The 16,045-nt window shown below is 57.1% G+C and carries 8 protein-coding genes, 2 tRNA genes and 4 rRNA genes; 8 read left to right on the forward strand and 6 right to left on the reverse strand.

The window, feature by feature from the left end; genetic code table 11:
• Nucleotides 1-153: 153 nt before the first annotated feature.
• Nucleotides 154-1,071, reverse strand: coding sequence for a LysR family transcriptional regulator (locus tag AB1N67_RS00770; protein ID WP_043207782.1), 918 nt, complete (start codon nt 1,069-1,071; stop codon nt 154-156).
• Between the two features lie 162 nt (nt 1,072-1,233).
• On the opposite strand from AB1N67_RS00770, the gene AB1N67_RS00775 reads away from it, so the two are divergent.
• From AB1N67_RS00775 to rrf (AB1N67_RS00810), 8 genes are all read left to right on the forward strand, one after another.
• Nucleotides 1,234-2,415 carry an acyl-CoA dehydrogenase gene (locus AB1N67_RS00775; protein ID WP_043207786.1) on the forward strand — a complete coding sequence of 394 codons (1,182 nt, stop codon included), beginning with the start codon at nt 1,234-1,236 and terminating at the stop codon, nt 2,413-2,415.
• Between the two features lie 14 nt (nt 2,416-2,429).
• The gene (locus AB1N67_RS00780; protein WP_043207788.1) at nt 2,430-3,650 is read left to right on the forward strand and encodes a CaiB/BaiF CoA-transferase family protein; all 1,221 of its coding nucleotides are present in this window, start codon (nt 2,430-2,432) and stop codon (nt 3,648-3,650) included.
• Nucleotides 3,651-4,224: 574 nt separating this feature from the next.
• Nucleotides 4,225-5,761, forward strand: a 16S ribosomal RNA gene (locus AB1N67_RS00785).
• 85 nt (nt 5,762-5,846) lie between these two features.
• Nucleotides 5,847-5,923 (forward strand) — tRNA-Ile (locus AB1N67_RS00790).
• A gap of 22 nt (nt 5,924-5,945) precedes the next feature.
• A tRNA-Ala gene (locus AB1N67_RS00795) sits at nt 5,946-6,021 on the forward strand.
• 234 nt (nt 6,022-6,255) lie between these two features.
• Nucleotides 6,256-9,146, forward strand: a 23S ribosomal RNA gene (locus AB1N67_RS00800).
• A 127-nt stretch (nt 9,147-9,273) separates the two neighbouring features.
• Nucleotides 9,274-9,389 (forward strand): 5S ribosomal RNA (gene rrf, locus AB1N67_RS00805).
• A 109-nt stretch (nt 9,390-9,498) separates the two neighbouring features.
• Nucleotides 9,499-9,614, forward strand: a 5S ribosomal RNA gene (rrf, locus tag AB1N67_RS00810).
• Together the 16S, 23S and 5S rRNA genes with 2 tRNA genes alongside form the textbook arrangement of a ribosomal RNA operon.
• A gap of 56 nt (nt 9,615-9,670) precedes the next feature.
• Here rrf (AB1N67_RS00810) and AB1N67_RS00815 read toward each other — a convergent pair.
• From AB1N67_RS00815 to AB1N67_RS00835, 5 genes are all read right to left on the reverse strand, one after another.
• On the reverse strand, nt 9,671-10,852 hold the full coding sequence (locus tag AB1N67_RS00815) for a PepSY-associated TM helix domain-containing protein (RefSeq protein WP_367863478.1): 1,182 nt from the start codon (nt 10,850-10,852) through the stop codon (nt 9,671-9,673).
• A gap of 82 nt (nt 10,853-10,934) precedes the next feature.
• Nucleotides 10,935-13,259 carry a TonB-dependent siderophore receptor gene (locus AB1N67_RS00820; RefSeq protein WP_367863479.1) on the reverse strand — a complete coding sequence of 775 codons (2,325 nt, stop codon included), beginning with the start codon at nt 13,257-13,259 and terminating at the stop codon, nt 10,935-10,937.
• Nucleotides 13,260-13,523: 264 nt separating this feature from the next.
• On the reverse strand, nt 13,524-14,504 hold the full coding sequence (locus AB1N67_RS00825) for a FecR domain-containing protein (RefSeq protein WP_269475559.1): 981 nt from the start codon (nt 14,502-14,504) through the stop codon (nt 13,524-13,526).
• A complete protein-coding gene (locus AB1N67_RS00830; protein ID WP_043212089.1) occupies nt 14,488-14,988 on the reverse strand; it encodes a sigma-70 family RNA polymerase sigma factor in 501 nt (166 codons plus the stop codon). The genes AB1N67_RS00825 and AB1N67_RS00830 overlap by 17 nt, the downstream gene beginning before the upstream one ends.
• A gap of 116 nt (nt 14,989-15,104) precedes the next feature.
• Nucleotides 15,105-15,797 carry a GntR family transcriptional regulator gene (locus AB1N67_RS00835; RefSeq protein ID WP_197852738.1) on the reverse strand — a complete coding sequence of 231 codons (693 nt, stop codon included), beginning with the start codon at nt 15,795-15,797 and terminating at the stop codon, nt 15,105-15,107.
• Nucleotides 15,798-16,045 lie beyond the last annotated feature (248 nt).

Here is a 16,045-nt window from a genome sequence, read left to right on the forward strand (position 1 = left end):
GGCGTTTCGCGGATGCGTTCGTGGATGTCGCAAATAAGCTCTGAAAGCCGCGTGGTTGCACGGTTTGAAGGCATTTTTAATGCAACCTGAACAGTTTTCTAATTGGCGACAAATCCTTATATCTGTAGGTGTTTAAAATAATTAACTACAGGGTCAGGTTTTCGTGGCGTCACGATGGGTCGCGGTGTAGTGGTCGGCCTGTTGCACCAGCCAATCGCGGAAAGCGCGCAGCGATGCCGATTCCACCTTGCGGTCTGGAATCATCAGGTAATAGGCCTTGGCACTGGCCAGAGCGTGGCGGTTCGCGATGACCAGCCTGCCCTCCTCCAGCTCACGCTGGATCAGGAACGGCGGAATCAGGGCGATGCCCATCTCGTGCATGGCGGCTTGGGCGAGCATTGAGAATAGCTCATAGCGCGGGCCTGTCATGTCGCGCTCAACATTCATGTCCAGATGCCCAAACCATTGCCGCCAGGCGTAGGGTCGGGTGGTCTGTTGCAGCAGTGGTAACTCGGCGATGCGTCGCGGCTCCAGGCTGCCCTGCCCCTCCAGTAGCGCCGGGCTGCACACCGGCACGGGGTTTTCGCCCATCAGTCGATGGGATTGGGTGCCGGACCAGTCCCCGTCTCCGAAATAAATGGCCGCATCGAAGGCGGTATCGGCGAACAGGAACGGTCGCGTGCGATTGGTGAGGTTCACCGTGACGTCCGGGTGACGCTCCTGAAAGTCCTTCAGGCGCGGCAGCAGCCATTGCGTGCCGAAAGTCGGCACCACGGCCAGCTCGATCACGTTCGCACCCTGCTGACGCATTACCGACAAGGTATCGCGCTCGACCGCATCGAGCTGCGCCGCGACCTGGCGACTATAAGACAAGCCCGCCTCGGTCAACTTCACCCCGCGGCGAGAGCGGCGGAACAGTTCCACATTCAGAAAAGCCTCCAAGCCACCGATTTGCCGACAAACGGCACCCTGGGTGAGGGCCAATTCCTGAGCGGCCTTGGTGAAGCTCTCGTGGCGTGCCGCCGCCTCGAAGCAGACCAATGCCGTGGTGCTGGGAATCTTGCGGCGCATGTACGTCAACCTCACTTGTCAGCCGTTGAATCTAGGATTTTTCAGTTTTCGAAGTGAGAAAATATCACTAAACGGTGCGCAATCCTCGTTTGTCCAGACGGCCGATCGGGCCTAGGATCAAGGCACAAGAAACTCAGCTTCTCTATTTCGAGGTATTCGCTCATGGCCGGTAAAGCAAGCTTCAACTGGATCGACCCGCTGCTGCTGGACCAGCAGCTCACTGAAGAAGAGCGCATGGTCCGTGACAGCGCGTATCAGTTCGCCCAGGACAAGCTGGCGCCCCGTGTGCTGGAGGCCTTCCGCCACGAGCAGACCGATCCTGCGATCTTCCGCGAGATGGGCGAAGTCGGCCTGCTCGGCGCCACTATCCCGGTCGAATACGGCGGCAGCGGCTTGAACTACGTGTGCTATGGCCTGATTGCCCGTGAGGTGGAGCGCATCGACTCTGGCTATCGCTCGATGATGAGTGTTCAGTCGTCGCTGGTGATGGTGCCGATCAACGAGTTCGGCAGTGAGGCACAGAAACAAAAGTACCTGCCCAAGCTCGCCGCCGGTGAGTGGATCGGCTGCTTCGGCCTGACCGAGCCGAACCACGGCTCCGATCCGGGCTCGATGATCACCCGCGCGCGCAAGGTCGATGGCGGCTACCGTCTCACCGGCAGCAAGATGTGGATCACCAACAGCCCGATCGCCGATGTCTTCGTGGTATGGGCCAAGGACGATGCCGGCGACATCCGCGGCTTCATTCTTGAAAAGGGCTGGGAAGGCCTGAGCGCGCCGGCAATTCACGGCAAAGTCGGCCTGCGGGCCTCGATCACCGGCGAGATCGTCATGGACAACGTGTTCGTGCCGGAAGAGAACATGTTCCCTGAAGTGCGCGGTCTGAAAGGCCCGTTCACCTGTCTGAATTCCGCCCGCTATGGCATCTCCTGGGGCGCCCTGGGGGCAGCCGAGGCCTGCTGGCACACCGCTCGCCAATACACGCTGGACCGCAAGCAGTTTGGCCGTCCGTTGGCTGCCAACCAGCTGATCCAGAAGAAGCTGGCCGACATGCAGACCGAGATCACCCTGGCGCTGCAGGGCTGCCTGCGCTTGGGGCGGATGAAGGACGAGGGTACCGCAGCGGTGGAGATCACCTCCATCATGAAGCGCAACTCGTGCGGCAAGGCCTTGGACATCGCCCGTATGGCGCGTGACATGCTCGGTGGCAACGGTATTTCCGACGAGTTCGGTGTGGCCCGCCATCTGGTCAACCTCGAGGTGGTCAACACCTATGAAGGTACCCACGATGTGCACGCGCTGATCCTGGGTCGTGCCCAGACTGGAATCCAGGCGTTCTATTGATAAAGGAGCTGGCCATGGGTGCGCTATCACATCTGCGGGTGCTGGATCTTTCGCGCGTGCTGGCGGGCCCTTGGTCCGGTCAGATCCTTGCCGACCTTGGGGCTGATGTGATCAAGGTCGAGCGCCCAGGCACAGGGGACGATACCCGTTCCTGGGGGCCGCCCTTCCTAAAGGACGCCCAGGGTGAGAACACCAGCGAAGCGGCCTATTACCTGTCGGCCAACCGAAACAAGCGGTCGGTTACCATTGACTTCACCCAGCCTGAAGGCCAACGCCTGGTGCGTGAGCTGGCGGCGAAGTCCGACATCGTCATCGAGAACTTCAAGGTGGGCGGCTTGGCGGCCTATGGGCTGGACTATGCGAGCCTGAAGGCGGTCAATCCCAAGCTCATCTATTGCTCGATCACCGGTTTCGGTCAGACTGGTCCTTATGCCAAGCGCGCCGGATATGACTTCATGATCCAAGGGTTGGGCGGGCTGATGAGCCTGACCGGCCGCCCGGAAGGTGAAGAAGGCGCGGGACCGATCAAGGTGGGGGTCGCCTTGACCGACATCCTGACGGGGTTGTATTCGACAGTGGCGATCCTGGCTGCCCTCGCCTATCGCGATCAGACCGGCGTCGGTCAGCACGTGGACATGGCGTTGCTGGATGTTCAAGTGGCCTGCTTGGCCAACCAGGCGATGAACTACCTGACTACGGGCACCCCGCCACGGCGGTTGGGCAATGCACATCCTAATATCGTGCCTTACCAGGATTTCCCGACGGCGGATGGCAACTTCATTCTCACCGTTGGCAACGATGGGCAGTTCCGTAAGTTTGCCGAAGTGGCTGGCCAGCCACAGTGGGCAGACGACCCGAGGTTTGCCACCAACAAACAGCGTGTGGCCCATCGTGCCGAGCTGATTCCGTTGATTCGCCAGGCCACGGTGTTCAAGACCACGGCTGAATGGGTCAGTGAGTTGGAAAAGGCAGGCGTGCCTTGCGGACCGATCAACGACCTGGCGCAGATGTTCCAGGATCCCCAGGTGCTGGCGCGTGGTTTGGCGCTCGATATTGCTCACCCGCTAGCGGGTAGCGTACCGCAGGTGGCCAGTCCCATTCGGTTGTCCGAGACGCCGGTCGAGTATCGTCAGGCGCCGCCATTGCTCGGTGAGCATACTAACGCTGTGTTGGAGGAGGTGTTGGGTATGGATATCGAAGCGGTGCTGCGTTTGAGAAGCGCCGGAGTGCTATGAAGTTTTCCCTACCCTCTCTATATATAGAGAAGCGGGGAGGCCGTCAGGCCTCCCCGCTTTGCTTTTCAGCCGGATTAAGGTTTTTTGAAAATAAGTGTTGACGGGGTTTCGAATCCCCTTATAATGCGCCCACTTCCGACGCAGTCGAAACGCAAAACTCCTTGATAATCAACGAGTTGAACGCTTCAGGTAGTATCGGAAGGGCTTCGGTCTTCTGATCGGCAGCGGTGAAAAAGGCAGTTGACAGCAGGTTTTAACGCTGTATGATTCGCCTCCCGCTACGAGAGATCGCAGCGAGTTAAGCGGTTGAAGTTGAACGGGTTTCTCGGAAAAAACTTCAAAATAAACGCTTGACAGACTTAGAGGAAAGCGTAGAATGCGCGGCCTCGGTTGAGCAAAGCGCTTAACCAACTCGCTCTTTAACAATCGAATCAAGCAATTCGTGTGGGTGCTTGTGAGTACGGACTGATCGTCGCCAAGATTATCAGCATCACAAGTGGCCATGCGAGAAATCACATAGTCATTTGAGATTGCTGAGCCAAGTTTAGGGTTTCTTAAAAACCCAAGCAGTATTGAACTGAAGAGTTTGATCATGGCTCAGATTGAACGCTGGCGGCAGGCCTAACACATGCAAGTCGAGCGGATGACGGGAGCTTGCTCCTTGATTCAGCGGCGGACGGGTGAGTAATGCCTAGGAATCTGCCTGGTAGTGGGGGACAACGTTCCGAAAGGAGCGCTAATACCGCATACGTCCTACGGGAGAAAGTGGGGGATCTTCGGACCTCACGCTATCAGATGAGCCTAGGTCGGATTAGCTAGTTGGTGAGGTAAAGGCTCACCAAGGCGACGATCCGTAACTGGTCTGAGAGGATGATCAGTCACACTGGAACTGAGACACGGTCCAGACTCCTACGGGAGGCAGCAGTGGGGAATATTGGACAATGGGCGAAAGCCTGATCCAGCCATGCCGCGTGTGTGAAGAAGGTCTTCGGATTGTAAAGCACTTTAAGTTGGGAGGAAGGGCAGTAAGTTAATACCTTGCTGTTTTGACGTTACCGACAGAATAAGCACCGGCTAACTCTGTGCCAGCAGCCGCGGTAATACAGAGGGTGCAAGCGTTAATCGGAATTACTGGGCGTAAAGCGCGCGTAGGTGGTTCGTTAAGTTGGATGTGAAAGCCCCGGGCTCAACCTGGGAACTGCATCCAAAACTGGCGAGCTAGAGTATGGTAGAGGGTGGTGGAATTTCCTGTGTAGCGGTGAAATGCGTAGATATAGGAAGGAACACCAGTGGCGAAGGCGACCACCTGGACTGATACTGACACTGAGGTGCGAAAGCGTGGGGAGCAAACAGGATTAGATACCCTGGTAGTCCACGCCGTAAACGATGTCAACTAGCCGTTGGAATCCTTGAGATTTTAGTGGCGCAGCTAACGCATTAAGTTGACCGCCTGGGGAGTACGGCCGCAAGGTTAAAACTCAAATGAATTGACGGGGGCCCGCACAAGCGGTGGAGCATGTGGTTTAATTCGAAGCAACGCGAAGAACCTTACCAGGCCTTGACATGCAGAGAACTTTCCAGAGATGGATTGGTGCCTTCGGGAACTCTGACACAGGTGCTGCATGGCTGTCGTCAGCTCGTGTCGTGAGATGTTGGGTTAAGTCCCGTAACGAGCGCAACCCTTGTCCTTAGTTACCAGCACGTCATGGTGGGCACTCTAAGGAGACTGCCGGTGACAAACCGGAGGAAGGTGGGGATGACGTCAAGTCATCATGGCCCTTACGGCCTGGGCTACACACGTGCTACAATGGTCGGTACAGAGGGTTGCCAAGCCGCGAGGTGGAGCTAATCTCACAAAACCGATCGTAGTCCGGATCGCAGTCTGCAACTCGACTGCGTGAAGTCGGAATCGCTAGTAATCGCGAATCAGAATGTCGCGGTGAATACGTTCCCGGGCCTTGTACACACCGCCCGTCACACCATGGGAGTGGGTTGCACCAGAAGTAGCTAGTCTAACCTTCGGGGGGACGGTTACCACGGTGTGATTCATGACTGGGGTGAAGTCGTAACAAGGTAGCCGTAGGGGAACCTGCGGCTGGATCACCTCCTTAATCGAAGACATCAGCCTGCTGATGAGCTCCCACACGAATTGCTTGATTCCTTGAAGAAGACGATGCTGTAACGCGACCCTGTTATAGGTCTGTAGCTCAGTTGGTTAGAGCGCACCCCTGATAAGGGTGAGGTCGGCAGTTCAAATCTGCCCAGACCTACCATTAGCTTGGTGCAGATGACTACGGGGCCATAGCTCAGCTGGGAGAGCGCCTGCCTTGCACGCAGGAGGTCAGCGGTTCGATCCCGCTTGGCTCCACCACTTGCCGTTACCTGCAGAACTTAGAAATGAGCATTCCAATGTGAATGTTGATTTCTGACTTTTGTCAGATCGTTCTTTAAAAATTCGGATATGTGATAGATAGACTGATGACCACTTTCACTGGTGGGCCATCAGGCTAAGGTAAAATTTGTGAGTTCTGCTCTTTATTGAGCAACATGCGAATTTTCGGCGAATGTCGTCTTCACAGTATAACCAGATTGCTTGGGGTTATATGGTCAAGTGAAGAAGCGCATACGGTGGATGCCTTGGCAGTCAGAGGCGATGAAAGACGTGGTAGCCTGCGATAAGCTTTGGGGAGTCGGCAAACAGACTGTGATCCAGAGATCTCTGAATGGGGGAACCCACCTAGGATAACCTAGGTATCTTGTACTGAATCCATAGGTGCAAGAGGCGAACCAGGGGAACTGAAACATCTAAGTACCCTGAGGAAAAGAAATCAACCGAGATTCCCTTAGTAGTGGCGAGCGAACGGGGACCAGCCCTTAAGTTGATTTGAGATTAGTGGAACGCTCTGGAAAGTGCGGCCATAGTGGGTGATAGCCCCGTACACGAAAGTCTCTTATCAATGAAATCGAGTAGGACGGAGCACGAGAAACTTTGTCTGAACATGGGGGGACCATCCTCCAAGGCTAAATACTACTGACTGACCGATAGTGAACCAGTACCGTGAGGGAAAGGCGAAAAGAACCCCGGAGAGGGGAGTGAAATAGAACCTGAAACCGTATGCGTACAAGCAGTGGGAGCCTACTTTGTTAGGTGACTGCGTACCTTTTGTATAATGGGTCAGCGACTTATATTCAGTGGCGAGCTTAACCGAATAGGGGAGGCGTAGCGAAAGCGAGTCTTAATAGGGCGTTTAGTCGCTGGGTATAGACCCGAAACCGGGCGATCTATCCATGGGCAGGTTGAAGGTTAGGTAACACTGACTGGAGGACCGAACCGACTACCGTTGAAAAGTTAGCGGATGACCTGTGGATCGGAGTGAAAGGCTAATCAAGCTCGGAGATAGCTGGTTCTCCTCGAAAGCTATTTAGGTAGCGCCTCATGTATCACTCCAGGGGGTAGAGCACTGTTTCGGCTAGGGGGTCATCCCGACTTACCAAACCGATGCAAACTCCGAATACCTGGAAGTGCCGAGCATGGGAGACACACGGCGGGTGCTAACGTCCGTCGTGAAAAGGGAAACAACCCAGACCGTCAGCTAAGGTCCCAAAGTCATGGTTAAGTGGGAAACGATGTGGGAAGGCTTAGACAGCTAGGAGGTTGGCTTAGAAGCAGCCATCCTTTAAAGAAAGCGTAATAGCTCACTAGTCGAGTCGGCCTGCGCGGAAGATGTAACGGGGCTCAAACCATGCACCGAAGCTACGGGTATCACTTAGGTGATGCGGTAGAGGAGCGTTCTGTAAGCCTGTGAAGGTGAGTTGAGAAGCTTGCTGGAGGTATCAGAAGTGCGAATGCTGACATGAGTAACGACAATGCGAGTGAAAAACTCGCACGCCGAAAGACCAAGGTTTCCTGCGCAACGTTAATCGACGCAGGGTTAGTCGGTCCCTAAGGCGAGGCTGAAAAGCGTAGTCGATGGAAAACAGGTTAATATTCCTGTACTTCCAGTTATTGCGATGGAGGGACGGAGAAGGCTAGGCCAGCTTGGCGTTGGTTGTCCAAGTTTAAGGTGGTAGGCTGAAATCTTAGGCAAATCCGGGATTTCAAGGCCGAGAGCTGATGACGAGTTGCCTTTAGGCGACGAAGTGGTTGATGCCATGCTTCCAAGAAAAGCTCCTAAGCTTCAGATAACTGGGAACCGTACCCCAAACCGACACAGGTGGTCGGGTAGAGAATACCAAGGCGCTTGAGAGAACTCGGGTGAAGGAACTAGGCAAAATGGCACCGTAACTTCGGGAGAAGGTGCGCCGGCGAGGGTGAAGGACTTGCTCCGTAAGCCCATGCCGGTCGAAGATACCAGGCCGCTGCGACTGTTTATTAAAAACACAGCACTCTGCAAACACGAAAGTGGACGTATAGGGTGTGACGCCTGCCCGGTGCCGGAAGGTTAATTGATGGGGTTAGCGCAAGCGAAGCTCTTGATCGAAGCCCCGGTAAACGGCGGCCGTAACTATAACGGTCCTAAGGTAGCGAAATTCCTTGTCGGGTAAGTTCCGACCTGCACGAATGGCGTAACGATGGCGGCGCTGTCTCCACCCGAGACTCAGTGAAATTGAAATCGCTGTGAAGATGCAGTGTATCCGCGGCTAGACGGAAAGACCCCGTGAACCTTTACTATAGCTTTGCACTGGACTTTGAGCTTGCTTGTGTAGGATAGGTGGGAGGCTTTGAAGTGGGGACGCCAGTTCTCATGGAGCCATCCTTGAAATACCACCCTGGCAACCTTGAGGTTCTAACTCAGGTCCGTGATCCGGATCGAGGACAGTGTATGGTGGGTAGTTTGACTGGGGCGGTCTCCTCCCAAAGAGTAACGGAGGAGTACGAAGGTGCGCTCAGACCGGTCGGAAATCGGTCGCAGAGTATAAAGGCAAAAGCGCGCTTGACTGCGAGACCCACACGTCGAGCAGGTACGAAAGTAGGTCTTAGTGATCCGGTGGTTCTGTATGGAAGGGCCATCGCTCAACGGATAAAAGGTACTCCGGGGATAACAGGCTGATACCGCCCAAGAGTTCATATCGACGGCGGTGTTTGGCACCTCGATGTCGGCTCATCACATCCTGGGGCTGAAGCCGGTCCCAAGGGTATGGCTGTTCGCCATTTAAAGTGGTACGCGAGCTGGGTTTAGAACGTCGTGAGACAGTTCGGTCCCTATCTGCCGTGGACGTTTGAGATTTGAGAGGGGCTGCTCCTAGTACGAGAGGACCGGAGTGGACGAACCTCTGGTGTTCCGGTTGTCACGCCAGTGGCATTGCCGGGTAGCTATGTTCGGAAGAGATAACCGCTGAAAGCATCTAAGCGGGAAACTTGCCTCAAGATGAGATCTCACTGGGATCTTGAATCCCCTAAAGGGCCGTCGAAGACTACGACGTTGATAGGTCGGGTGTGTAAGCGCTGTGAGGCGTTGAGCTAACCGATACTAATTGCCCGTGAGGCTTGACCATATAACACCCAAGCAATTTGCTTCTGCAGATTGCGGTGGTGAAGACGAAAGAACCGAAAGTTCGCAACCACAACGATCACATATCCGAATTGGCTGGAGTGTCATAAGACAGTCTGGCAACAGAATTTCTTGACGACCATAGAGCATTGGAACCACCTGATCCCATCCCGAACTCAGCAGTGAAACGATGCATCGCCGATGGTAGTGTGGGGCTTCCCCATGTGAGAGTAGGTCATCGTCAAGATTCATTTCGCAAAACCCCTATCTGCGCGAGCAGGTAGGGGTTTTGTCTTTAAGTAGAGAGACCAGAAATTCGCAGGCACGTCCGAGGGACGGGCCAGCGCACAGAATTTCTTGACGACCATAGAGCGTTGGAACCACCTGATCCCATCCCGAACTCAGAAGTGAAACGACGCATCGCCGATGGTAGTGTGGGGCTTCCCCATGTGAGAGTAGGTCATCGTCAAGATTCAAACCCAAAGCCCCTGTTCGCGATGCGAACAGGGGCTTTGTCTTTTCCGGCTGTCACGCTGCTGTTCTGCGCACCTTACCGCTACGTCGTGCCTGTAGCTTGCGCCACCAGATGTACACCCCTGTGATCGATAACACTGCGATCACCACCCCTAAAATCGCAATCAGCACCTGCCCCGCGACTCCGATGATGCGCCCCCCATGAATGGGAAGCTGCAAACGATAGAACTGCTCACCCAGCGTGCCTTCTCCGGCAATTTCCTGCCCTATTAGCTGGCCATCGGTGCCGTGAAAGAACAGCCAGGACTTACCATGGGCTTGTGTATCGTGCTGGCCAAACCCCGCGCCATAAAAGTTGTACTCGAAGCTGTAATAGAGCTCACCGATCGGTGCGCTCAGTCCAAGCCTTGCGCCTTCCTCCTGCGCGCGTTGATACGCCTGTTGGTAGGTAAGCTGTGTCACACCCAGGGCCTCCTTGGGCATGACGCCCCGGGCTTCGTAGACACTCGGCTCAACGGGTGAAAACAACGAAATGGCGGGTTTGAAGACCTGGGCCGGCAGGTTCATCGCCACACTGCTGATGGCGATGGGCAACAGTAGTAGCCACAGCCATAAGCCGCTGGCTCTGTGGATATCCATGTTCAGTCGATACGCGTGCCCGCCCTTGATCTTCCAGGCGGTGCTCCATTTGCGCCAGAACGGCCGGCCGCGGGGCAGGGTGAGTAATACAGCGATGAGGCAATCCACGACCCAGAGGATCGCCACCACACCCATCAGCACAATCCCCCAATTGCCCGGCAGAGTCAGGCTGTAATGTAGCTCCAGCATGAACGGCATGAAGTTCTCGCGTGAGAAGCAGCATTCGCCCCAGTAGCGCTGGCCCAAAGTCTCACCGCTGACCGGATCGAGATAGAACACGGTGTTCTTCTCGTCATAGGGCTTGCCGGACTGTGGATCGTTGCGTGGAACCATCGCCAGCAGCGCGGAGTGCCCCGCCTCCTGTGGATATTCCATGTACCAGACTTGCAGCCGCGGATACTGGGTCTGCAACTTGTCCACAAGCGTGCCGGGTTGTTGCAGCGCCCCGGTGGCCGAAGCTTCGTAGAAACCTGGGTTGAGCCATTCGTCGAGTTCGTGATGGAAGGCCAGCACGCTGCCAGTCAGGCCGGCGACGGCCAGAAACGCTGCCGTGGCCAGGCCAAGGTAGCGGTGCAACAGGACATAGAGTTGACGCATTTACAGGGCTCCAGGAAAGCGCCGGAAACGAAAAAGCCAGCACCTGGGTCAGGAGCTGGCTTCGAGCATGGAAAGGAACGAGTCAGAACTGATAGCTGACCGTGGCACTGACATTGCGTTCTTCGCCCATGTAGCAGTAGTTCAGGCTCGCACAAGACGCGACGTAGGATTCGTTGGTCAGGTTATTGGCGTTGAGTCGCACATCCATTCCCTTGAGCCCGACCTTGCCCAGGTCATAACCGACCGAGGCGTCGAACAAGGTATAGGAGGGAACCTTCATGCTGTTTTCCGCATCGACCCAGCTATAACCCACATAACGCACGCCGCCACCCAGGCGCAGGCCATCAAGCGGGCCTTGGAGGAAGTTGTAGTCGGCCCACAGCGAATACATCTGTTCCGGCGCCTGGGTCGGCGAACGGCCTTTATTGTCCAGGCCTGGGGTCACCAAGCTCGGCATCGATTTGGTGTATTCGATGTCGGTGTAGGTATAACCCCCGATCAGCTTGAAACTGTCGGTCACCTGCACATGAGCTTCCAGCTCCAGGCCCTGGGAGCGAACCTCGCCCACCGCACGATAGAACTCTTCGTTCGGTTGCTTGGAGGCCAGGTTCTCTTGCTCGATGCGGAACACCGAGGCCGTGAACAAGTTGTCCGTGCCGGGCGGTTGGTACTTGATACCGGTCTCCCACTGCGTGCCTTCGGTCGGCGCGAGCGGACGGCCGTTCTGGTCGGATACGGTGTTGGGGTTGAACGACTCGGAGTAGCTCACGTAAGGCGCAACGCCGTTTTCGAACAGGTACAGCACACCCGCACGGGTGGTGAACTTGGAACGGTCGTCGTTGACCTTGGTATCGGTGTCGCGGTTCTCCTCCGATACCTTGACCCAGTCCTGACGCAGGCCCAGGAAGAAGCGCCATTGGTCCAGTTCGACCAGATCCTGTAGGTACACGCCGGTTTGCTGCAGACGCCGCAGGTAGTTGTTTTCGCCGAGGACCTGAAGGTTGCCGTTGCCATAGTGCGGGTTACCGGCATCCAACGGATCGACAGTGCCGTAGCGCCAGGTCACATCGGCCTTGCGCCGCTGATAGTCGGCGCCGAGCAAAACGGTGTGTTTAGCAGCGCCTGTGAAGAATTCCGCCTGGAGCATGTTATCGACGATAAACGAATGCAGGCGTTCGTCGCCGCCGGTATAGGCGCGGTTGAGGATGTTGCTGGTGGCATCCGCCCAGCCAGCCGAATAGACCTGGTCCATCGACACATCCGAATCTTGATAGCGGAAGTTCTGACGTGCGGTGAAGACATCATTGAAGCGATGTTCGAATTGGTAGCTGAACGACTGCTGGGTGCGCTCGTAATCGTCGATGTCCGGTTCGCCCTCGAAGAAGTGGTCGGACAAACGCAGGCCGTTGCGAGGGTGCAGCATGCCATCGGCCGGGTTGCCGCCGTGATAACCGCCATTGGGGTCGTGCTGCAGGTAGGCCTGCAAGGTCAGTGATGTGTCTTCGCTAAAGTCGATGCTGACCGCAGGTGCGATTGCGTAGCGTTCTTCCTTGTTGTGATCGAATTGAGTGTCCGAAGCGTCCGCAAGACCAGTCAGGCGATAGGCGATGCGTTTGTCGTCATCCAGCGGGCCGCTGAAGTCGAAACCCATGCCACGTTGGCCCTGGGTGCCAACTGTGGCCTGGATCTGATGATAAGGATCGAACAGTGGCTTCTTGGTGGTCAGTGCCACCAGCCCGCCTGGCGAGCTGCGGCCATACAGCACGGAGGAGGGCCCTTTGAGGATGTCGATGCGCTCGAGGAAGTACGGATCCACCTGCATGGTGCTGTAGGTGCCGTTATCGCCCATGGATTTCAGGCCGTCTACGTAGATGTTATCCACAGACCCGTCGTTGAAGCCGCGCATGGCTACGTAGTCGTAGCGATGGGTCGCGCCGTAGGGGTTGGTCAAGACGCCAGGGGTGTAACGCATGGCCTGGGCGACGGTCTGGGAGCCCTGGTCGTCCATCTGCTGGCGAGTGACCACCGAGACCGACTGGGTGGTTTCCAGGATCGGCATGCTGGTCTTGGTGGCCACTTGGCTATGAGTGGCGTTGTAGCCTTCCATGCTGCCCAAGGCATTGCCCAGGGTGAAGCTGCGGATGTCGGTGCTTGGCAACAACAGCGCAGCATCCTCAGGCTGCGCGCGCAGCACATAGCTGCTTGCGTCCTGGCTGACGGCTTCCAGCCCTGTGCCATTGAGCAACTGGCGCAGGGCCTGGTCGATGACGTACTGGCCCCGTAAGCCAGGCGATTGCAGCTTACCTGTCATCTGCGGGGTGCTCGACAAGGTAATGCCCGCCTGGCGGGCGAACTGGTTGAGCACGTCATCCAGATTTCCGGCGGGGATCGAGTACGGCTGGCTCATACCCACCGGATCGGCGGCCAGGACATGTGGAGCAACGCCCAAGAAACCGAGGGTCGTGCCGAGCAGGGCTGCGCGTATGGCTCGGCCTAGAAAAACGCAATTCAAGACAGGTCGAAAATCATTCTTATCGACGGTGCTTAGTTGAGGCAAGGCATCTGGCATGGAAAAGGTCCGTGGGTTCGGTAAGGGCTGAAGGAGTCGCTTACTGTCCTAGCCGGACTTGCGAGAAAAACCCGCCAGAAAAACCTGCAGGAAAATGAAAAATCAGGCCAGCCGTTCCAGGCGGACCCACCAGCGGGTGCGTTGACGAACGAATACCGGTAGCGTCTGCGGCAACAATTGCAGCAGTTTGTCGGTGTCCTCCAGGCGGAACACGCCAGACAGCCGTAGGTCGGCGATGTCCTCAGTGCATCCCAGGTAGCCATGGCGATAGCGGCTCACCTCCCCCAGGAAGTCGGCCAGACGCATGTCGCGGGTGACAATCAGCCCCTCGGCCCAAGCGCTGGCGTCCATCGGCTGTCGTTCGATCGGTCGCGGCCCGAGGGCATCCACGCGCCAGGACTGGCCAGGGGTGATCCACTGCAACGGCGCGCCATCGGGCCGGTGCAGGGCTACCTTGCCCTGGCTGACGCTGATGCGTGTGCAATCGGCGTCCTGACGCACCACGACCTGGCCACCGAAATCTTCGAGGAGGGCGTCACGAGTCTGGATCAACAAGGGGCGCTGTGCGTCATTGCATGTGAGCATGAGTTCGCCCTGGCGCAGCTGGATGAGCCGCTGGCGTTCGTCGAAAGCCAAATTCACGGCGCTGCGGGTGTTGAGCTGCAGCAATGAGCCGTCCTCAAGCGCAATGCTTCGGCGTTCGCCTGTGCCTGTGGCGTAGTCCGAGGCCCAACTGCTCAGTGCCTGTTGATCCTTGCCCAGCCAGGCAGCCGTACCGACCAGGGCGAGCCCGCCTAACAGCTTGAGTGCCTGGCGTCGGTTCAAGCGGCGTTGGCTGGTTTCGAGGGTCTGAAGGGCGACGTTGACGCCCGCCATGGCACGCAGGTCCAGATCCTGGTGCAGGCTCACGACACGCTGCCAGGCCACTTCATGCGCATGATCGGCGCTGCGCCATTGTTCGCATTGCAGCTGCAGCGCAGGGGTATGGCCACTTTCACGCAGGCGCAGGAGCCACTGGATGGCTTGTTTGACTACCTTGGGCGAAGGCGGGCAGACGCCTATCGGCTCATGGCTCATCGTCATAACGCAGCTGGTAGCAGTGATACAGCGCGTCCGCCACATAGCGTTCGACAGAGCGCAGGGAGATACCCATTTGTTCGGCGACTGCCTTGTGGCTCAGTCCTTCGCATTGGGCGAGCAGGAAGGCGCGGCGGACCTTGGGCTTGAGGCCGTCGAGCATGCGCGCAATGCGCTCGAGCAGTTCCAGCATCAGTTCGCGGGTTTCGGCCGAGGGCGCTTCGGCCAGCGGTAGGTTGGCCAGCGCTTCGAGGTAGGCTCGTTCAACCTCTTCGCGTCGCCAGTGATCAATCACCAAGCCACGCGCTACCGTGCGCAGAAAGGCGCGCGGGGCGTTGAGTTCCAGGTGATCGCGTTGCAGCAGACGCACGAAGGTGTCATGGGCGAGGTCTGCGGCATCGGCGGCATTGCCCAGCTTGCTGCGCAACCAATTGTGCAGCCAGCCGTGATGATGGCTGTAGAGCGTATGCACGGAATCTCTGAAAGACATGGAGGCGCGCTGTGCTGTTAGGTATTAATGATAATAAGTCTCATTGTTAGCGGGCTGGAATTATTTTGCAACTGCCTTGAGCGGTGGGCTCGGCGTGCGGGCCCTACCTGCAGGTTTTAGCGTGCTGCCTGGCTGTCCAGATAGTTGCGAATGGTGCGCGATGCGTTGTTCAGGTGCCGCTCCAGTACGCTGACGGCTTCGTCCACCTGCTTTGCGCTGGCGGCATCGACCAACGCAATGTGATCGTCCTGAGTCAGCTTGCCCAGGCCCATCGAGGACAGGTGAAAACGCAGGAAGCGTTCTTCCTCGTTGAGCTCGATCTCGATCATGCGCAGCAGCTTCTGGTTGCGCGCCTTGCTGTAGAGCGTCATATGCAGCAAGCGGTTGAGACGGCCGATGTCGGCATGGCGGGTTTCGTGCTCCAACTGCTGGATATAGCCGCGTGCCAGGGCGATGTCTTCTGGTTCGAGCAGGGGAACCGACTGGCGTAGGGCCTCGGACTCGAGCATGACTCGCAATTCATAAGTATCGACCGCATCCTCGCCGATCAGTGGGGCAACCACGGCGCCCTTGTGCATCACCACTTGCAGCAGGGACTGCGCTTCCAGCTGGCGTAGGGCTTCGCGCACGGGCATGCGGCTGACGCCGAACAATGTGGCGATCTCCTGCTGCCGCAGGGCGGTCCCAGGTGGCAGGCGGCCGTCGACAATGGCGCTGCGCAGACGCTCTTCGATCACGCTGCGTGCCAGATGCGCTGGCACCTGTTCGCCGCCCAGAACAGTTTTCAGAAGTCGGGGTTTTTCGGCCACGTGGACGTCTGCCTTGATAGAAATTGGATCCAATAACACTAGAAAGCAGCGAAGGGGGTGTCAAACCAACGCGATAACAGGCGCTGAGCCGACTGGCATGGCGCGAAGAACGGCTATCGTGAAGGAAGTCCCGTAGTAAGGGAAGCGCTACTTCATGCAGCGATAAATCCGCACCGGCCGAGGATTTTCGAAGCTTTACAAGGCATGATGCGCAAGCGTTTGCGCGGGGCGACTCCAATAGATTTGTG

The organism is Pseudomonas guariconensis (assembly GCF_040822035.1).
GTDB classification, from domain to species: domain Bacteria; phylum Pseudomonadota; class Gammaproteobacteria; order Pseudomonadales; family Pseudomonadaceae; genus Aquipseudomonas; species Aquipseudomonas guariconensis.